17 protein-coding genes are annotated in these 19,500 nt (G+C 29.9%); 11 read left to right on the top strand and 6 right to left on the bottom strand.

Annotated elements, in window-relative coordinates:
• Positions 1 to 2: 2 nt before the first annotated feature.
• Entirely contained in the window at positions 3 to 272 is a 270-nt protein-coding gene (locus Q0684_RS01980) for a DUF4834 family protein (protein WP_299012350.1), read from the bottom strand.
• A 162-nt stretch (positions 273 to 434) separates the two neighbouring features.
• Here Q0684_RS01980 and Q0684_RS01975 point away from each other — a divergent pair, with 162 nt between their 5' ends.
• The 6 genes from Q0684_RS01975 to Q0684_RS01950 all read left to right on the top strand — a co-directional run bounded on the left by Q0684_RS01975 (position 435) and on the right by Q0684_RS01950 (position 6,557).
• Positions 435 to 1,637 carry a transporter gene (locus Q0684_RS01975; RefSeq protein WP_299012349.1) on the top strand — a complete coding sequence of 401 codons (1,203 nt, stop codon included), beginning with the start codon at positions 435 to 437 and terminating at the stop codon, positions 1,635 to 1,637.
• 14 nt (positions 1,638 to 1,651) lie between these two features.
• The gene (locus Q0684_RS01970) at positions 1,652 to 2,770 is read left to right on the top strand and encodes a GTP cyclohydrolase (RefSeq protein WP_299012348.1); all 1,119 of its coding nucleotides are present in this window, start codon (positions 1,652 to 1,654) and stop codon (positions 2,768 to 2,770) included.
• A gap of 212 nt (positions 2,771 to 2,982) precedes the next feature.
• The gene (locus Q0684_RS01965) at positions 2,983 to 3,690 is read left to right on the top strand and encodes a 16S rRNA (uracil(1498)-N(3))-methyltransferase (RefSeq protein WP_299012347.1); all 708 of its coding nucleotides are present in this window, start codon (positions 2,983 to 2,985) and stop codon (positions 3,688 to 3,690) included.
• A gap of 37 nt (positions 3,691 to 3,727) precedes the next feature.
• On the top strand, positions 3,728 to 4,369 hold the full coding sequence (locus Q0684_RS01960) for a DUF4159 domain-containing protein (protein WP_299012346.1): 642 nt from the start codon (positions 3,728 to 3,730) through the stop codon (positions 4,367 to 4,369).
• 186 nt (positions 4,370 to 4,555) lie between these two features.
• On the top strand, positions 4,556 to 5,491 hold the full coding sequence (locus Q0684_RS01955) for a bile acid:sodium symporter family protein (RefSeq protein WP_299012345.1): 936 nt from the start codon (positions 4,556 to 4,558) through the stop codon (positions 5,489 to 5,491).
• A gap of 13 nt (positions 5,492 to 5,504) precedes the next feature.
• Positions 5,505 to 6,557: a lysophospholipid acyltransferase family protein gene (locus Q0684_RS01950; protein WP_299012344.1), complete on the top strand. Its 1,053-nt coding sequence runs from the start codon at positions 5,505 to 5,507 to the stop codon at positions 6,555 to 6,557.
• A gap of 319 nt (positions 6,558 to 6,876) precedes the next feature.
• Here the strand turns inward: Q0684_RS01950 and Q0684_RS01945 are convergent, their stop codons facing one another.
• From Q0684_RS01945 to Q0684_RS01925, 5 genes are all read right to left on the bottom strand, one after another.
• A complete protein-coding gene (locus Q0684_RS01945) occupies positions 6,877 to 9,795 on the bottom strand; it encodes a glycoside hydrolase family 3 N-terminal domain-containing protein (protein ID WP_299012343.1) in 2,919 nt (972 codons plus the stop codon).
• A 161-nt stretch (positions 9,796 to 9,956) separates the two neighbouring features.
• On the bottom strand, positions 9,957 to 10,442 hold the full coding sequence (locus Q0684_RS01940; protein ID WP_299012342.1) for an ABC transporter ATPase: 486 nt from the start codon (positions 10,440 to 10,442) through the stop codon (positions 9,957 to 9,959).
• 24 nt (positions 10,443 to 10,466) lie between these two features.
• Entirely contained in the window at positions 10,467 to 11,366 is a 900-nt protein-coding gene (locus tag Q0684_RS01935) for a carboxypeptidase-like regulatory domain-containing protein (protein WP_299012341.1), read from the bottom strand.
• 69 nt (positions 11,367 to 11,435) lie between these two features.
• Positions 11,436 to 12,263 carry a 3'-5' exonuclease gene (locus Q0684_RS01930; RefSeq protein WP_299012340.1) on the bottom strand — a complete coding sequence of 276 codons (828 nt, stop codon included), beginning with the start codon at positions 12,261 to 12,263 and terminating at the stop codon, positions 11,436 to 11,438.
• A gap of 65 nt (positions 12,264 to 12,328) precedes the next feature.
• On the bottom strand, positions 12,329 to 13,183 hold the full coding sequence (locus Q0684_RS01925) for a PPK2 family polyphosphate kinase (protein ID WP_299012339.1): 855 nt from the start codon (positions 13,181 to 13,183) through the stop codon (positions 12,329 to 12,331).
• A gap of 159 nt (positions 13,184 to 13,342) precedes the next feature.
• On the opposite strand from Q0684_RS01925, the gene Q0684_RS01920 reads away from it, so the two are divergent.
• The 5 genes from Q0684_RS01920 (at position 13,343) to Q0684_RS01900 (ending at position 19,437) form a co-directional block, all read left to right on the top strand.
• Positions 13,343 to 14,128: an MBL fold metallo-hydrolase gene (locus tag Q0684_RS01920; RefSeq protein ID WP_299012338.1), complete on the top strand. Its 786-nt coding sequence runs from the start codon at positions 13,343 to 13,345 to the stop codon at positions 14,126 to 14,128.
• Positions 14,129 to 14,194: 66 nt separating this feature from the next.
• Entirely contained in the window at positions 14,195 to 14,872 is a 678-nt protein-coding gene (trmD, locus tag Q0684_RS01915; protein ID WP_299012337.1) for a tRNA (guanosine(37)-N1)-methyltransferase TrmD, read from the top strand.
• Between the two features lie 45 nt (positions 14,873 to 14,917).
• Positions 14,918 to 16,396, top strand: a complete 1,479-nt coding sequence (locus Q0684_RS01910; protein WP_299012336.1) for a glycosyltransferase family 39 protein — start codon at positions 14,918 to 14,920, stop codon at positions 16,394 to 16,396.
• Between the two features lie 113 nt (positions 16,397 to 16,509).
• Complete coding sequence (gene rplS, locus Q0684_RS01905; protein ID WP_299012335.1) at positions 16,510 to 16,860, top strand: 50S ribosomal protein L19; 351 nt, start codon at positions 16,510 to 16,512, stop codon at positions 16,858 to 16,860.
• A 354-nt stretch (positions 16,861 to 17,214) separates the two neighbouring features.
• Complete coding sequence (locus tag Q0684_RS01900) at positions 17,215 to 19,437, top strand: NADP-dependent isocitrate dehydrogenase (protein WP_299012334.1); 2,223 nt, start codon at positions 17,215 to 17,217, stop codon at positions 19,435 to 19,437.
• The last annotated feature ends 63 nt before the right edge of the window (positions 19,438 to 19,500 follow it).

Raw genomic sequence — 19,500 nt, 5'->3', positions numbered from 1 at the left:
TGCTACTCTATTTCCTCAAAATCTACATACTCTCCAACAGAGTTTTTACTTTGCTGTGTTTGGCTTGGTTTTTTATCTATAATGGTTTCTCCTTCCCTAACATCTGCTTTATTACTTTGCTTATTTTGACCACCAAATTGTTGTGATGCTTTTTTCTGCATGGTTTCTGCCGCTTTTTTAATTAAAAAGGGTGCAAAAAGCCTTGCTAAAAACTTAAAGCCATAATAAATAATTAAGATCCAAAAGATGGTTTTTAATACTCCTGCCAACATATTTTGTTTTAAAAAATAAATCAAAAATAACAATTTGAAAACAATTGTTGCGTTTACTTTCTATAAAACTTTCTTAAACCTAAAAAAGTAGGGTTTGCCTTTAAAAAGTTGCTTTTTTGTTCTATGTTTGTTTATACCTAAGTAAAAAATTAATCTGTATTTATGCATCTCTTAAAAAAAGCGTTTTTTGTATTGTTTTTACTCGTACAAAGCAATTTAGTATTTGGGCAATATACAGAAGTAATAAACTCCAACAAACCTGGTTTTTCTGAAAGTCCATACAGCGTAGGAACTGGTGTTTATCAATTTGAAAGTAATATCTTTTTTAGAGATATAAGTGTAGAACCTACTTTTTCTCGACCACAATCTTTTGGTGCAGATGTACTTTTTAGAACCAGTTTTTTTCTAGAAAAACTAGAATTAAATGCACAATTTACGTTGCAAAGAGATAGAGTAGCTTTTAAAAATATTTTTGTTTCAGATTACTTTACTACTGGTTTTAGTAGAATGACTTTAGGTGCTAAATATTTAGTTTTTGAACCTAAATATGAAGACAAATCCAAAGAAATAAAAAGTTGGAAAAGAAGAAATGCCTTTGATAAAAAAAGATTAATACCTTCTGTAGGAATTTATGTAGGCATAAATACAGATGTTGTAAATGAAATTCATCAAACAGGGCAAATAACTCCAAAAGTTGGTCTTTTATTACAACATAATTTAACCAATGATTTTAATATTATAACCAATGTTTTTTATGATAACATAGGTACAACACTTTCTGAGTTTTCTTACATAATTACAGCTACAAGAAACTTTAACAATGCTTGGTCTTATTTTTTTGAGAATCAAACCGTCTATCAGCAAACTCAAACCAATACCAACTTAGGTCTTGGCCTTGCCTATTTATATAATAAAGACTTGCAATTGAATGCCTCTGGTAGAATGTTGTTTGAAGGCCAAGCACAAGGTTTTTATGCAGGTATAGGTGTTTCCTATAGAATTGATAATCACAAAGATTCTTTCGTAAATTTAAATGATAATGGCAGCAAACTAAAAGACACACCAATTTCACGTTACAATAGAAAACAAAACAACTTTTTTAATCGTTTTTTAAATTTATTTAAAAAGAAAAGTAAAAATAGAACAAGACCAACTAGAAGTAGAACTCGTAAAACGAAAAAAAGTAATGGTAGCTTTTTAGGATTATTTAAGAATAAGAAAAAACCAAAGACCAAGAAATCTAAAAAAATAAAAAAAGAAGAAACCGAAATTGAAAAATTAGAACGTGAGATAAAAGAGCTAGAAGAAGAAATGAAAAAAGATGAAAAGAAGTCGAAGAAAAAGAAGAAAAAAAACAACAATTAAGCTTTTTTCTAAAAATGATTGCACTTAAAAAAATAACTACAGAAAAGGAAATGAAACAGTTTGTTACATTTCCTTTTTCGCTATACAAAAACAACAAATACTGGGTACCTCCTATTATTAAAGATGAAGTAGCTAATTTTAATCCGAAGAAAAACCCAGTTTTTGAAAACGCAGAAGCCCAATTTTTTGTAGCTATAAAAGATGGTAAAATAGTAGGTAGAATTGTAGCAATAATAAATTGGTTTGAAGTTGAAAAACAACAAATTAAAAAAATGCGTTTTGGTTGGTTTGATGTTATTGATGATATAGAAGTTACCAAAATACTTTTAGAGAAAGTAAAAGAAATTGGTTTAAAAAATAATTTAGAATATATAGAAGGACCTGTTGGTTTTAATAATTTAGACAAAACCGGTGTTTTGGTTGATGGCTTTAATCATATAGGCACAATGATTACTTGGTACAATCATCCATATTACAAAGAGCATTTAGAACAATTGGGTTTTGTAAAAGAGAAAGAATATTTAGAAAACAAGTTCAAATTTAAAAATGTAGATGCTGTTTATTTTAATAGAATTAGTAAAATAATACAAAAACGTTTTGAGCTAACACCTTTAGATTTTACCAAAACCAAAGATATTTTACCTTATGTAGATGAAATGTTTAAAGTCTTTGACAAAAGTTACTCAAAACTATCTACATACGTACCAATTTCTGATGCTCAGATTGCTTTTTTTAAGAAAAAATACATTTCTTTTATCAATCCAGAATACATAAAATTTGTTGTTGATAAAAACAATAAGTTAGTTGCTTTTGCCATTGTAATGCCTTCTTTTTCTGAAGCCTTGCAAAAAGCAAAAGGTAAATTATTTCCTTTTGGATTATTCCATTTATTAAGCGCTAGAAAAAATGCCAAAGACGTTACTTTTTACTTAATTGGTGTAGATCCAGCACACCAAAACAAAGGAGTTACTGCCATAATTTTTGACCAATACACCAAAACTTTTACACCATTAGGAATAGAAAATTGTATTAGAACTCCAGAATTGGAAGACAATGAAGCTATAAAAAAACTGTGGGAAAATTTTAAACCAGAAACGCATAAAAGGAGAAGAACTTATAGAAAGAATATTTAGTTTTTAGTTTTTAGTTTTTAGTTTTTAGTGGAAATTAAAAATTTCTAACAAATGCCATTTCGACTTTATGGAGAAATCTCACCTTCGAAACCTTTCACCTTTCAAACTTTATAACTTTATAACTTTATAACTTTATAACTTTAAAAACTAAATCAGAAAAAACAATATTAATCCCTAACTTTGAATTCTAAACTCTAAACTTTAAATTTCTAGTGCAACTTTTTTACAACTCAGAACTTTCTAAAGAAACACAACAAATTACTTTTGATAAGATTGAAAGCAAACACATTGTGCGCGTTTTGCGCAAAAAAGAAGGCGATATTCTAAAAATTACAAACGGAAAAGGTTTTTTGTTTGCTGCTGAAATTAGTTTTGCAAACGATAAAAGGTGTGCTGCAAATATTATTAAGGTTGAAGAAAAGCCAAAACCTTGGAATTACTATTTACACATTGCTATTGCGCCTACTAAAAATAACGACAGGTTAGAATGGTTTTTAGAGAAAGCAACAGAAATAGGTATAGATGAAATTACACCTATTATTTGCGTAAACTCTGAACGTAGAGTTGTAAAACTAGAACGATTTGAAAAAATCATTCAATCTGCTATGAAACAGTCATTAAAATTTACGTTACCAAAATTAAATGCACCTATAAAATTTAACGAGTTTCTAAATCAAGATTTTGAAGGACAAATTTGCATTGCACATTGTGAAGATCAAATTAAAAATCCGCTAAAAGCCATTGTAAAACCCAAAGAAAAAACAACCATTCTTATTGGGCCAGAAGGAGATTTTTCTACTAAAGAAATAGAAAAAGCTTTGTCTCTTAATTTAACACCTATTTCTTTGGGCGAAAGCAGATTAAGAACAGAAACTGCAGGTTTGGTTGCTGTAAACATTGTTTCTTTTGTAAATCAATAGCTTTTCTTATCTTGCTTGTGCAATTAGATTACTTTAAATGAAAAAATTAGCTGTATTTTTATTTCTTTTCTCTTCTTATTTTTTGAATGCTCAAGATGTTGCTATCCTAAAATACAATGGTGGTGGAGATTGGTACAGCAACCCTACTGCAATACCAAATTTAGTTGAATTTACAAATAATACCATAAAAACCAATATTTCTAAGAACCCGCAAACGGTAGCTGTTTCTAGTGAAGACATTTATAATTTCCCTATTGTTTTTATGACAGGCCATGGAAATGTATTTTTTTCTGATGATGAAACTGAAAATCTTAGAAATTATTTAATTTCTGGTGGATTTTTACATATTTCTGATAATTATGGATTGGATAAATTTATAAGAAAAGAAATACAAAAAGTATTTCCAAAATTAGAGTTTCAAGAAATTCCTAGCAATCATCCAATTTACAATCAGACTTTTAAATTTCCAAACGGAATTCCTAAAATACACGAACACGATAAAAAATCCGCACAAGGTTTTGGAATATTTTATGAAGGGAGATTAGTTGTTTTTTACGATTATGAAACCGATTTAAGTGACGGCTGGGAAGATGCAGTAATACACAATAACCCAGAAAAGGTAAGAGAAAAAGCCTTAAAAATGGGCGCCAATATTATTGAGTTTGCTTTTAAGAATTAGTTTTTGGTTTTTAGCTTTTAGCTTTTAGCTTTTAGCTTTTAGCTTTTAGTCAAAAAAAAAATAATAATCCCCTTTTAAAACCATAAACAAATAAACTTCTAAACATTTTTAACATTACAACTTTATAACTTTATAACTTTATAACTTTATAACTTTAAAACTAAAAAAAACCTTAAACCAAAAAAAATGCAAAATCCCATACAAATAGACGATATTCAAATCAACTTTGATGAAAGTGGTCTTTGGGTACTAAACATTGCAATTGGTGTTATAATGTTTGGGGTTGCCTTGGGTATTACAATCAAGGATTTTAAACGTCTTTTTAAAAATCCTAAAATTCTTTTTGTTGGCGTTTTATCGCAGTTTTTTTTATTGCCCTTATTTACTTTTTTAGGAATTTTAATTGTGCAACCACATCCTAGTTTTGCTTTAGGTATGCTTATGATTGCTGCTTGTCCTGGTGGTAATGTGTCTAACTTTTTTAGTAAAATGGCAGGTGGTAACGCAGCGCTTTCTGTAAGTCTTACCGCTTTTGCTACTGTAATTTGTATTTTTATGACACCCTTTAATTTAAAGTTTTGGGGCAGTTTGTACCCACCTACAGATGCTATACTTAAAACAGTTGCTTTAGATTGGGTAGCCTTATTAAAATTAGTTATTCTTATTTTAGGTATTCCTTTGTTTTTGGGGATGCTCTTAAAACACTACAACACCAAATTAGCAGCTAAATTAGAAAAAGTTTTAAAACCACTCTCTATGCTAGTGTTTATTGTTTTAATAATTATTGCATTTTCTAACAACTTAGATGTGTTTTTAAATCACATTCATCATGTGGTGTTTTTGGTGATTTTTCACAATATTTTTGCCTTTATACTTGGTTATTATACGGCTAAAAGTTTTAAGTTAAATACTAAAGACACCAAAACAATAGCCATGGAAACTGGTATACAAAATGGTGGTTTAGGTTTGTTACTAATTTTTGGCTTTTTTAATGGTTTGGGAGGCATGGCTTTATTGGCTGCGTTTTGGGGTATTTGGGATATTTTTTCAGGATTACTTTTAGCGAGTTATTGGGGCAGAAAATCTAAAAAAGAAATGGCTACAACAAATAATACAAATTAAAATATTTTAAAATTTGAAAACGCTTTGGTATTATTTATTTAAACTTTTTCTAAAAACTAGCCTATTTTTTTACACCAAAAAAATAGTTGTTTCTGGTAAAGAAAATATACCTAAAAAAGGAGCCGTTTTATTTGCAATAAATCATCCAAATGGATTGATAGATCCTCTTTTAGCAACTACAAATATTCCTAGAGTAAATCATTTTTTAGTGAGAGCTGCTATTTTTAAGAAACCAAGTGTAAAATGGTTTTTAAGCACACTAAATCTAATGCCCATTTACAGAATTAGAGATGGTGTAAGCAACTTAGGTAAAAATCAAGCTATTTTTGAGGACTGTTTTACTATTTTTAAGAAAGGAGAAACTTTAATGATTTTTCCAGAAGGTAGTCATGACAAGAGGAGAACTGTTAGAGTTTTAAGCAAGGGCTTTACACGCATAGTTTTTGGTGCAATTGAAAAATATCCTGAAATTAATATTAGTATAATTCCTGTAGGAATTACCTACCAACAAGCATCTAAATATCCTGCTAAAGTTGCTATAAATTTTGGAAAACCGATAAATGCAAATTCTTTTTTAGCAAAAGATGAATTAACAACTGCTACTGTAAAACTTAAAAATGAAGTGAGTTATCAGCTAAAACAATTAAGTGTTCATATTCCGTTTAATGACGACTATAAAATTACCTTAAAAAAATTAAACAAAGGGCATGTAGATTTTACAGATGTAAAAAAAGTAAATGGTTTTATAGAAAAAAATGAATTTCCTGAAGAAAAAGCACCTCAACAAAATAATTTTAAATGGCTTCTTTTTTTAATTAGAATCAATTGTTTTGTACCCTTGTTAATTTGGCGAATGGCATCAAAAAAAATAGACGAATTGGAATTTATAGACACCTTTAGGTTTGCGCTAAATGCATTTAATTTTCCAATATTCTTAGTTTTACAAAGTGTAATTGTAAACCTGTTCTTTGGTACTACAATTGGGTTGATTTATTTATTAGTTTCTGTGCTATTGCTATGGTGTTATGTAAAATTGGCTCCTACAAATACAGAAAGCAATAATTAAAGCGAATTAAATATAACTATTGCAATTTGTATTTCTTATAATCTTGAAAATTTAGCGCTTGTCATTTAGAATGTAGGAAAGTATAGAAGAAAAATCTAGTATTTAATTTGAGATTTCTTCGTAAAGTTGAAATGACATTAGGCAGAAATATTATAAATAATAACTGACTAACAAACCGTGTTTTTTAAATAGCACTCATATTAATTAATACCGTTAGCTGGCAAACAAGTTTACCCCAGATAGAGGCTTTGTTTGAGCTCTTGCGCTTTTTCTGCGCAAAGCGAGTGCCGAAAGCTGGAAATAGGTTCTCGTAAAAAGTCTAATTTACAATAGCGTCTTGTATTACTTGCTGTATTTTTGTGCGCATATTGCTTGTTACCAATCCGCGGTTTTCCATGGTTGGATAAACTCTGTTAGATAAAAACACGTAAACTAGACCAGTTGCAGGATCTGCCCAAGTGTATGTGCCTGTAAAACCAGAATGCCCAAAACTCTCATTAGAAACGCAACCACAAGTTGCTTTTACACGTTCGTTTAATTGTGGTTTATCAAAGCCCAAACCTCTTCTAACCTTATTACTTTCGTAATATCTGTGGTTAAATTTATCTATAGTTGTAGCTTTTAAATAACGTTTACCGCCATAAAAACCTTTCTGTAAATACATTTGCATTATTTTACCAACATCATTAGCATTTGCAAATAAACCTGCGTGGCCACCAACACCACCTAACATTGCTGCACCCATATCATGCACGTAACCTTGTAATAATTGATTTCTGTAATAGGTGTCCTTTTCTGTAGGTACAATTTCTCTTTTTGCAAACTTTTTTAATGGCAAATAGGTAGTTCTATTGGCTCCTAAAGAACTGTAAAAATTATCTTCTACCAACTTTTCTAAAGGTTTATCATACTTCTGTTCTAAGGCTTCCTTAAAAATATAATACCCTAAATCGCTATATGTATAACCTTTTCTATTTCTTTGGTCTGCATCTTTTATGTACTTATAAATACTGTCTTTATAAGCATGTTTTATGTATAAATTTTTTGCAACCTCTACTCTAAACGCATTTGATTTTTTTGTGCGATAAAAAGTTGTTGAATTTTCACCTGTTATGCTGTCTTGCGTACTTATATAAAAAGGAATCCATGCTTTTAATTGCCCATAGTGTGATAGTATTTCTTGTACAGTAACATTGGCTTTATTAGATTTCGCAAAACTTGGCAAAACCTCTTTTAAAGCCGCATTTAATGGTATTTTTTCTTCTTCTTCCGCTTTCATTAACAAAGGTAAAGAAGCTAAAATTTTGGTGAGCGATGCTAAATCGTAAATATCTGTATTTTTTACAGGTCTTTTTTTATCAAATGTATGATAACCATAACTTTTGTTTAAAACAACCTTACCATTTCTGGCTACAAAAATCTGAAAACCAGGTGCCATTTTTTGTTTTATAATAGTATCTGCCATTTTATCTATAATGGCTAATTTTTGGGCATTTAAACCAGCAGCTGCAGGTATAGTATAGGCTAACCTACTTAATTTATTAGTTATTAAACCTGTACCTTCATTAAAAAAACTACCAATAGAAACCGGTAATTTACCTTTGGCTTCTAGGGCACCAAATAATACTTGTGCACTTATTTCTTGTGCTATTTTACTGTTTTGATAAGACACCAAAACACTTTCTATATTGGTAAAACTTTTTAATTGCAATAAACTATAAGGACTTGTAAATACATCTAAAACCACTGTTTTTTGCCTAGCAATCTCTTGCAACCAAACCAATTCTTTATTGGTAAACTTATAGCTTTTCCAAGGGTTAGCATTAGATTTATGAAAACCCACAATTACATAATTAAAAGGCTTTAACTTTTTAATTAAACCATCTAAATTTTTATCTGCCACTACTGTAACTTTTGCATAGTTTTTAAGCATTTTTACAAAATGTGTATTATTGGCATCACCGATTTTTACATAAGCTATGTTTTGCTTTTCTAAATTTCTTAAAGGAATATTTTGTTGCGTGTCTTTTAAAAGTGTAATGGAACTTTTCACCAATTTCCTATGCAATAAATCGTCTTTTTCTCTATTTAAATCTTCTTGTAAATTTTCTAGCTTCACAGGTTTGTAGTTGTGTAAACCTGCCCAATATTTTGCTTTTAATATTTTTCTAACAGAAAAATTGATTCTTTCCTCTGTAATTGTGCCGGTTTCTAAAGCTTTTTTAATCAATTCAATAGAAGCTGCCACGTCTTGTGGAATCAACAAAACATCATTACCCGCTTGTATTGCAGCGATGTTAATTTCTGCAGAAGTTGCATAGTTTGCAGCTCCTTTCATGTTTAAACCATCTGTAATTATTAAACCCTGAAAGCCTAATTTCTCTTGCAATAAATTAGTTACTACGTTTTTAGATAAAGATGTTGGCAAATTATTTTGTGGCTCTAAACTTGGTATGCTTAAATGGGCAGTCATAACACTGGCTAACCCCACATCAAACGTTTTTTTGTACGGGTACAATTCTATAGAATCTAAACGCGATGCTGTAAAATTTATAACAGGCAACGTATGGTGAGAATCTGAAGCAGTATCTCCATGACCAGGAAAATGTTTTCCATTGGCCAAAACACCTTCACTTTGCATCCCTTTTATAAAAGCCATTGCTTTTTCGGTAACGTTTTCTTTACTTTCTCCAAAAGAACGATTCCCAATAATTGGGTTTTCTGGATTCACATTAACATCTATAACTGGTGCAAAATTAATATGAATACCCATTCTTTTTGCATGTTGCCCTAAATGCTGCCCAAATTGGGTTACCAAATTATTATCTCTAATGGCGCCAATAGTCATATTCCAAGGAAAACGATACGTGTTTTTCAAACGCATATCTAAACCCCATTCCCCATCAAAACCAATTAACAATGGCAATTTGGTAGTATCTTGGTATTTATTGTTTAAAATGGCTTGTTTTTCTGGTGTCCCTTGCATAAAAATTAAGCCACCAATTTTGTATTTGGCAATTAATTCTGTAATAAAGTCTTCGTGTTTTTTATCTGAATTAGAATAAGCTTGCACCATAAAAAGCTGTCCTATTTTTTCATCAACAGACATGTTTTGCAAAATAGAATCTACCCAAACATCTTGTTTTTCAAAATCTGTTGTTCTTAAAGGGTCTGGCCTTTGTGCCCATGATAACACACTAAATGCAATTAATAAAAGGGTGAGTACTTTCTTTTTCATTATAATTTTTTCGGAATATTTTGTGGGCGCTTTAACAGGCTTTCCATTATATCTTTTTTCTTAAAACCTGAATAAAAATTCAGGTTTTAAGAAAAAAGGATGCCATTTCAATCCTTAGCGCAACTTGTTTGTGAGCTGTGTTACTTCATCAAAATCAACTTTTATACCAAAAAGCGTTTGTGCCAACTTTTATCTGCAGTAACTTCCCAATTGTTTTCTAAATCTAATTTGGTATTTACCATATTATTAAAAACAACTGTTTGTGCAGTAATTTTTTGTGTTTTTGCAAATTCTTGAAAATCAGATAATTTTACTAAATTAATATTGTTATTGTCTTTAAAAGTAACATTCATTTTATTCATTAAATCTACCTGCAATTCTTTTTCTAATTCTTGCATAAAACGCACAGAGCTATCTATAGAACAACCAGAAACATTATTAAAACTTTCATCTACAGCTAAAATTAAAAACTGATTGTATTTTATAGTAAAAGATCCTTTTAAATCATCTCCATGTCGTGTCCATTGATTGATAAAGTCTACAGCTTTCGTCGTAATAAATTCAGTTTCCTTAGCAGTAAATGGTCTATCTGCTTGATAAATCCACACACGCGAATTATCTGGTAAATTTTTATATTGGGTAAACATGTTGTTGTTGTTTTGGGTAATTGTTTAATTTGATAAAGTTAATGAAATTGCGGGTTGTATTTGGTTGCCTTCATAAAATTTTTGTGGAAAATAAAAGCTTCTCCATTTTCCACTAGAAAAAACTTGTATTGAATCTTTTGTATAAGTTGCTCCAAAAGATGGCGCTACTTCTATAGCTTTAAATTTTTTCTTCCCTCCTTCTTTTGTGTATGTATATTCATGAAAATTATAAGGTATATGTAATCTCTCTAAACCTATAAAAAAACCTTCTTGTGGAAACTCTAAATCAAATTTTGAAATGTCTATTTTTACCTTACCATCTATTTTTCTTGCTTTTACAATAATATCTTTAGCTATTAAATCTAAACTTGGTTTATTACTAATAGTATCTTTTTTAAAAAGCCTTACTCTAAATTTAGATTTGTGTCTAAATAACAAACCATCAAAATAAACAATAACTTCTTTTAAAAATGGGGTTTCTTTATATTTTTCATCAAACTTAAAAAACTTTGTTACTATCCAAGGTTTTCCTTTAACTGCACCAAAACTACTTTTTATATCTCTACGTTTATATTTATCTATAGTTAATTCTTTTTCTAGTCTCTTTGAAATCAAAACCTCATCCAACTGAAAGTTTTTAGGTTTTAAAAACAACGTTTTATTTTGCAATTCTTTTGCTAAAACAATAGTGTCTTTATAATTTAAACAACTAATATGTATTTTTTTGTAGAGTAGTTTTTTATCAACTTTCAAATTAAAAGTACCATCTTCCAGAGTAGATATGCCTTTATTAGAATCTAAAAAACTAATATTTGCATACACAATTGGTTTTTTTGTTTCTTGATCTGCTAACTTTCCAGAAAAATTTATAGTTTGTGCAGATAAGTTTGCGCTTATTAAAAGTAAAAAATACAGCTTTTTCATGATTGAATAAATAATGAGATTTCTCAATCGCCTAAAAAGGCTCATTTCGAAATGACATACTCCTGTAACTTAGCGTAAATTAAACTTCTGCTGCAAAGCTGCCAATTTATCTTCATCGCTCATGGTGTCTTTTGGAGCGCTCATTCTTTCTTTAATTTCTCTTAAAACCTTTTTTGTATATAAAGGAAAATCTGCATTTTGTATCCAATTATTATAACCTGGGTTTTCTATAAAAACTTCCTCTACAGTTCTCCCTTTGTATTTTCCAAAAGAAAATATTTCCTGATTTTCGTCATTCATTAAAATAAAACCTGCAAAATCTGCTCTTACGCCATGTGTTGAAAACTCACTTAACGTATCTACTGAATTACCAATATCGTCGTATTTATCTACTTGAGCTAACAAAATTTCATAAGTTGCATTGGTATCTGCTTCTGCGCCATGTGCACCTTCCAACTCTTTACCACAATAAAATTGATAGCCAGCTCCTAAAGTTCTTTGTTCTTTTTTATGAAAAATTACTTGCACATCTATCGCTTTTCTATCTTTCATATCAAAGTCTATTCCTGTGCGCATTAATTCTTCTGCTAATAAAGGAATATCAAATCTATTAGAATTAAAACCTGCCAAATCACAACCTGCAATCATTTCGCTAACTTTTGGTGCTAATTCTTTAAAAGTTGGTTCTGTTACCACTTTTTCATTGGTAATACCATGCACATCTGTAGCGCCTTGTGGTATTTCAATTTCCGGATTTACCAACCAAGTTTTACTTTCTTTGTTTCCGTTAGGAAAAACTTTTAAAATAGAAATTTCTACAATTCTATCTGTTGCAATGTTTACGCCTGTAGTTTCTAAATCGAAAAATACAATAGGTTTACTAAGTTTTAAATTCAAAATTTAATGTTTAAGATTCTTATTCAACTTTGAATTTTAAATTCAAAATATTGAACATTTTTAGTTTATTCGTTTTCTAATGCTGCTTTAAAAGCATCTAATTGCTCTGTATCTTTTTTAGACAAAGAGGGTTCTTTAAAATTATACTTTTCTAATTCGTTTAAAACAATAGTGGCTAAGAGTAATCTGGCAGTAGGTTTATCATCTGCAGGAATTACAAACCAAGGTGCATTTTCTTTAGAAGTTCTGTTTAATAAATCTTCATAACAAAATTGGTATTTGTCCCACAATTTGCGCTCTTTTAAATCGCCGGCAGAAAATTTCCAATTCTTTTCTGGAATATTTAATCTTCTTAACAACCTGTTTTTTTGTTCGTCTTTAGACAAGTTTAAAAAGAATTTTAACACAATGGTTCCATTTGCAACCAAATGTTGTTCAAAGGCATTAATTCTATCCATTCTATTATGGTAAAAAGCATCATCTAAATCTGCAAGACTTTTTACATTTGGTATATTTTCTCCAAAAATATAATTTGGATGTACTCTAGTTACCAATACATTTTCATAATGTGTTCTATTAAAAACACCTATTTTTCCTTTTGGTGGCAGTGCAATATAATGTCTCCATAAAAAATCGTGCTGCAACTCTAAGCTAGTTGGCACCTTAAAACTATGCACCTCTACACCTCTAGCATTTACATCTTTAAACACCTCTCTAATTAAACTATCTTTACCAGAAGTATCCATTCCTTGTAAACAAATTAGCATACCATACTTGCCTTCAGCATACATGGTATCTTGCAGTTTACTTATTTTTTTTCTAATGTCTTTTAGTTTCTTTTTAGCATTTTCATTCACCTCTTTTGTTCTTAAATCGGCCAATTTAATGGTTTTAGAAACCTTATAATTATCTAAATTCATAGTTATTATAATAGAAGATTAAAGATAGAAAAAATATAGTTTTTAGCCACTACAATCTATATTGTTTTCTAAAACATTTTAAAACTCGTTTTTATTTAAATAGCAAAACCCCTTCCTATTTATTAATTTTTATCTTTGACAAAATTAACAGCACAGAAAATGATAAAAAAAACAATAACACTTTTTGCGATTGCCCTAGTTTTAATTTCTTGCAATAGTAAAACTAAAAAGCAAAAAGAGAATACAATAGAAACAGCAGGCGTTAATCAAAAATCAATAACATCTGATTTACAAATTATTCCCATTTCACATGCCACTGCTGTTTTAAGGTTTAATGATGAAGTTGTTTATTTAGACCCAACAGGAGGTGCTACAGCTTTTGAAAGATTTAAAAAACCAACTGTAGTGGTAATTACAGATGTTCATGGAGATCATATGGATTTAAAAACCCTAGATGCTTTAGACCTATCTGCTACAAAAATAATTGCACCAAAAGCAGTTGCAGATAAAATTTCAACAGTAAAAGCCAAAGAAGTTGTAATTATAAGCAATGGCGAAGAAAAAGATTTTTCTACTTTTAGTTTAGAGGCTATACCTATGTATAATTTAAGAAAAGAAGCTTTAAAATTTCATAATAAAGGAAGAGGAAATGGCTATGTATTTACCATAAATAACGAACGTATTTATTTTTCTGGCGATACAGAAGACATCCCAGAAATGCGCAACTTAAAAAATATAGACAAAGCGTTCGTTTGCATGAATTTACCTTATACAATGACCGTAGAAAGCGCTGCTGATGCTGTTTTAGCATTTCAACCAACACAAATTTACCCTTATCATTATAGAGGTACAGAAGGTTTAAGCGATGTTGCAAAGTTTAAAGAATTGGTAAACAAGGGAAACAAATATATAGAAGTTGTGCAGTGGAATTGGTATCCACAATAGTTTTTAGTTTTTAAAACTGCATACTCTTTCTCACAAGAATTATTTTTTAAAATTTACTTTTGCAAAATGCGAATAGACATTATTTCAGTAGCACCAGACTTATTAGAAAGTCCGTTTAACCATTCTATAGTAAAAAGAGCTAAAGAAAAAGGGTTGGCAGAAATTGTAATTCACGATTTACGCGAATATGGCTTGGGTAATTACAGGCAAATAGACGACACACAATTTGGTGGTGGTGCTGGCATGGTTTTAATGATAGAACCCATTTCTAATTGCATAAAAAAGTTGCAAAAAGAACGTAAATATGATGAAATTATTTACATGACACCAGACGCAAAAACGCTAAATCAGTATACTGCAAACACACTTTCTTTGCAAGAAAACATTTTAATTTTAACGGGCCATTATAAAGGTGTAGACCAAAGAATTAGAGACTTATATATAACCAAAGAAATTTCTATAGGTGATTATGTTTTAACTGGTGGTGAGTTGGCTGCAGCTGTTTTAGTAGATGCTATTGTGCGCTTAATTCCTGGTGTTATTGGCGACGAGCAATCTGCATTAACAGATTCTTTTCAAGACAATTTATTATCGCCACCTGTTTACACAAGACCTGCAGATTTTGAAGGAAACAAAGTACCTGATATTTTATTAAGTGGAAATTTTCCTAAAATTGATGATTGGAGAAGCGAAAAAGCATACGAAAGAACTGCTAAAATAAGACCAGATTTACTGGAAGAATAGATTATTGGATTATTAGATTGTTGGATAAATAAAATATAAATAATTTTGAATACTATAAAAGCATTTATAAAAAATAACAAAGCCATTTCTTGGGTATTGGGTTTCCAATTATTTAGATTGCTACTTTTACCTTTTATGGGGTTAATGCCTCAAGACGCATACTATTATTTATATGGGCAAAATTTGTCTTTATCTTATTTTGACCATCCTGGAATGATTGGTTATTTTTTGCGCTTTTTTACAGATATTTTTGGTACTTCTGTTTTTGTTGTAAAATTTACCGACTTTTTTATAACCTCTTTAACTATACTTAGTTTTTACAAACTAGCCACATATTTTTTGAGTAAACAAAAAGTAGAAAGCGCATTTATTTTAATGGCGTCTACCATTTTTATTTCTATACTCTCTTTTAACTCTACACCAGATGTACCTTTATTATTGTTTTGGACATTAAGTCTTATTTGCTTGTATAAAGCAATTTTTGAAGAAAAAAAATGGTTTTTTATTATAGGCGGAGTTGCAATGGGACTTGCCTTTGATAGTAAATACACTGCAATTTTGCTACAAATAGGTTTGTTAGGTTTTGTGTGTTTCTCTAATAAATACAGAAAACTACTTCTTTCTCCTTGGTTATGGTTTTCTATAATAATCTCTGTTGCTGTAACCTTTCCTGTTTGGTATTGGAATTACACAAACGATTTTGCATCCTTTGCTTTTCAATCCTCAGAAAGAACAAGCTCTATAACAGAATTTAAAATTTCACCTAAAAATTTCTTTGGTGCAATTGGGCATCAAATGTTATTATTATTGCCCGTTTTATTTTTAGTAATACTTACGTTTACCTTTAAATATATAAAAAGAGCGCTTTTAAAATTTAAAATTCCAACAGCAAAAACCTTATTTCTTTTGGCTTTTTTTATACCAACATTTGTAGGTTTCTTTTTAATTACACCTATTTATTGGGTAAAATTAAATTGGATGATGCCATCTTACTTAACTGGAATTATTATAGCAGCCATGTTTATTAGTAAAAAACTAATAAGGTTACAATTAGTCTTTTCTATTGTTTTTCATGTATTGGCTGCCGTACAAATTATTTTTTATGTTGCTCCAATTAAAAGTGATGATACTTGGGTTGGCTGGAAAGAATTGGCTTTAGCTACCGAAAAATTACAAGAAAAACACAGCAATACTTTTATTTTTTCTAATGATGGCTATAAAACTGCTGCTTGTTTAAACTTTTTTAAAGAAGAAAAGGTTTACGCACAAAATATTATTGGTTTACCTGCTTTGCATTTTGATTATTTAGGCGATGATTTGACCACCTTACAAGGTAAAAACGCATTATTTATAGATTCTGATAAACGATTTAAAACTAATGAAAAACTAGGTAAAACAAATCCTTTGTTAAACAAGTATTTTAAAAATGTAACTGAATTAGAGCCAATTATCATTAAAATTAACGGAAAACCTTCTCGAAAATTTTGGGTTTTCTATTGTACTGACTATCAACCTAAAAAATAGTTGTGTAAATATTTTATCAACAAAAAAAAAGTACTACTTTTGCAACCGCTAAATTAACCTCTGACGAAGAAATCGTGAATGTTGTTTTACAAAATTAATTAAAATTAAAAGATATGGAATCTTTAATAAAATTTGTACAAGACGAATTTGTAACAAAAAAAGAATTTGCAGAATTTGCTGCTGGTGACACGATCACTGTTTATTACGAAATTAAAGAAGGAGATAAATCTAGAACTCAGTTTTTTAGAGGTGTTGTTATTCAAAGAAGAGGAACAGGTCTTTCAGAAACGTTTACTATCAGAAAAATGTCTGGTACTGTAGGTGTAGAAAGAATTTTTCCCGTAAACTTACCTTCTATTCAAAAAATTGAAGTAAATAAAAGAGGTAAAGTTCGTAGAGCTAGAATCTTTTACTTTAGAGGTCTTACTGGTAAAAAAGCTAGAATTACTGAAAAAAGAAGATAATACTTCAAATAGCATAAAACCTAAAAACGTTGTGAAAATTCACAACGTTTTTTTTTTGCAATAAATTCAGCATTTCAAAATATAACGGAGTTTAGCTCTATTTAAAATTTTCAATAATTTAGTATTGTTATTTTTTAAAATAAATACGACTACCCAAAAGTAAAAAGCAAGCTAATTTTTAACTTTAAATAAATAGGTTTAAAATATTATTAATACTGTAATAAAACTTACTAATTTATAGGATTTTACCAATATTAAAATCAACTAAAATTCATAAATTTGCTCGATTTATATTTTATGAACTTTCATTAAACCAAAAGCATAGACATTTCAACGAATAAAAATAAAAATTACATGAGTAATACCGCTAAAATTATATACACAAAAACAGACGAGGCACCAGCTTTGGCTACTCGTTCTTTTTTACCAATTGTAGAAGCATTTACAAAATCTTCTAATATAGAAATTGAAGTTAAAGACATTTCTTTAGCCGGAAGAATTTTAGCCAACTTTTCTGAATACTTAAATGAAGACCAGAAAGTAGAAGATGCACTTGCTGAATTAGGCGAGTTAGCAAAACAACCTGAAGCTAATATTATAAAATTACCAAACATTAGTGCTTCTGTACCACAGTTAAATGCAGCTGTTAAAGAATTACAAGCATTAGGTTATGCAATTCCTAATTATCCTGAAGAGGCAAATACACCAGAAGAAAAAGCTGTTTTGGCTTTGTTTAACAAAGTAAAAGGTTCTGCTGTAAATCCTGTTTTAAGAGAAGGAAATTCAGATAGAAGAGCACCAAAAGCGGTTAAAAATTACGCACGTAAAAATCCACATTCTATGGGTGCTTGGGCTGCAGATTCTAAAACGCATGTTGCTACTATGGAGGCTGGAGATTTTGCTCACAACGAAAAATCTGTTACGTTAGCAAATGCAACTTCTGTTAGCATACAACATATTGCTGCTAATGGAACTGCATCTGTATTAAAAGAAAATATTGCGCTTTTAGATGGCGAAATTATTGATGCTACAGTAATGAGTAAAAAAGCATTAATTAATTTCTTAGAAACAGAAATTAACGATGCAAACGAACAAGGTATTTTACTTTCTTTACACATGAAAGCAACTATGATGAAGGTTTCTGACCCGATCATTTTTGGTCATGCTGTTCGTATTTTCTTTAAAGATTTATTTGCAAAGCATGGCGAAACTTTTACCAAAATTGGTGTTGATGTAAACAATGGATTTGGAAATTTACTTAGAAATTTAGAAGAAGTTTCTGCTGAGAAGAAAGCAGAAATTTTAGCAGATATACAAGAAATTTATAATAATAGACCAGACTTGGCAATGGTTAATTCTGATAAAGGAATTACCAATTTGCACGTTCCTTCAGATATAATTATTGATGCTTCTATGCCAGCAATGATTAGAACTTCTGGGCAAATGTGGAACAAAGAAGGAAAATTACAAGACACGAAAGCTATAATTCCAGATAGCTCTTATGCAGGTATTTATACAGCAACTATAGATTTTTGTAAAAAACATGGTGCTTTTGACCCTACAACAATGGGTACTGTACCAAATGTTGGTTTAATGGCACAAAAAGCAGAAGAATATGGTTCTCATGACAAGACTTTTGAAATTGCTGCAAATGGAACAGTAAATGTTGTTGATGCAAACGGAACAATTTTAATTTCTCACGAAGTTGAACAAGGAGATATTTGGAGAATGTGTCAAGTAAAAGATGCACCAATACAAGATTGGGTAAAATTAGCAGTTACTAGAGCAAAAGCTTCTAACACGCCTGCTGTTTTCTGGTTAGATGAAAACAGAGCGCATGACGCAGAAATTATTAAAAAAGTAAACAAATACTTAAAAAACCATGATACAAATGGTTTAGATCTTCGCATCTTATCGCCTATTGATGCTACACACTTTACATTAGACAGAATTAAGAAAGGTGAAGACACAATTTCTGTTTCTGGTAATGTATTAAGAGATTATTTAACAGATTTATTTCCTATTTTAGAATTGGGTACTTCTGCAAAAATGTTATCTATTGTACCTTTAATGAATGGTGGTGGTTTGTTTGAAACTGGTGCAGGTGGTTCTGCTCCAAAACACGTAGAACAATTTTTAGCAGAAAACCATTTAAGATGGGATTCTTTAGGAGAATTCTTAGCATTAGCTGTTTCTTTAGAACATTTAGGAACTACGAATAACAACGATAAAGCTTTAATCTTATCAGAAACTTTAGATGAAGCTACAGATAAATTTTTAGACAATAAAAAGTCTCCATCAAGAAAATCTGGCGAATTGGACAATAGAGGTTCTCACTTTTATTTGGCTTTATATTGGGCAGAAGCCTTAGCAAATCAATCTAAAAACAAAGATTTACAAGAAGAATTTTCTGCTATTTACAAGCAATTATCTGCAAATGAAAACGCTATTATTACAGATTTAAATAAAATACAAGGCAAAACAGTAGACATTAAAGGCTATTACCAACCTAATGATGAATTGGCAAATAAAGCAATGCGCCCAAATGCATTATTAAATGCTGTTTTAAATAGTTAATTTTTAAAACTTTATAAACATATTAACATAATGAGAGCCAATTGGCTCTCATTTTTATTTAGA

The sequence above is a fragment of the uncultured Polaribacter sp. genome (assembly GCF_947503875.1).
Lineage (GTDB): Bacteria > Bacteroidota > Bacteroidia > Flavobacteriales > Flavobacteriaceae > Polaribacter.
The sequence above is the reverse complement of the archived record's forward strand: the minus strand, read 5'-3'. Positions and strand labels throughout refer to the sequence as shown.

Bases quoted from the DNA above. Each gene is read 5' to 3' on its own strand.
- Q0684_RS01935 (WP_299012341.1), bottom strand. From the start codon at position 11,366: ATGAAAAAGCTGTATTTTTTACTTTTAATAAGCGCAAACTTATCTGCA.
- Q0684_RS01980 (WP_299012350.1), bottom strand. From the start codon at position 272: ATGTTGGCAGGAGTATTAAAAACCATCTTTTGGATCTTAATTATTTAT.
- Q0684_RS01900 (WP_299012334.1), top strand. From the start codon at position 17,215: ATGAGTAATACCGCTAAAATTATATACACAAAAACAGACGAGGCACCA.
- Q0684_RS01925 (WP_299012339.1), bottom strand. From the start codon at position 13,183: ATGAATTTAGATAATTATAAGGTTTCTAAAACCATTAAATTGGCCGAT.
- Q0684_RS01945 (WP_299012343.1), bottom strand. From the start codon at position 9,795: ATGAAAAAGAAAGTACTCACCCTTTTATTAATTGCATTTAGTGTGTTA.
- trmD (WP_299012337.1), top strand. From the start codon at position 14,195: ATGCGAATAGACATTATTTCAGTAGCACCAGACTTATTAGAAAGTCCG.
- rplS (WP_299012335.1), top strand. From the start codon at position 16,510: ATGGAATCTTTAATAAAATTTGTACAAGACGAATTTGTAACAAAAAAA.
- Q0684_RS01920 (WP_299012338.1), top strand. From the start codon at position 13,343: ATGATAAAAAAAACAATAACACTTTTTGCGATTGCCCTAGTTTTAATT.
- Q0684_RS01960 (WP_299012346.1), top strand. From the start codon at position 3,728: ATGAAAAAATTAGCTGTATTTTTATTTCTTTTCTCTTCTTATTTTTTG.
- Q0684_RS01970 (WP_299012348.1), top strand. From the start codon at position 1,652: ATGATTGCACTTAAAAAAATAACTACAGAAAAGGAAATGAAACAGTTT.
- Q0684_RS01955 (WP_299012345.1), top strand. From the start codon at position 4,556: ATGCAAAATCCCATACAAATAGACGATATTCAAATCAACTTTGATGAA.
- Q0684_RS01975 (WP_299012349.1), top strand. From the start codon at position 435: ATGCATCTCTTAAAAAAAGCGTTTTTTGTATTGTTTTTACTCGTACAA.
- Q0684_RS01940 (WP_299012342.1), bottom strand. From the start codon at position 10,442: ATGTTTACCCAATATAAAAATTTACCAGATAATTCGCGTGTGTGGATT.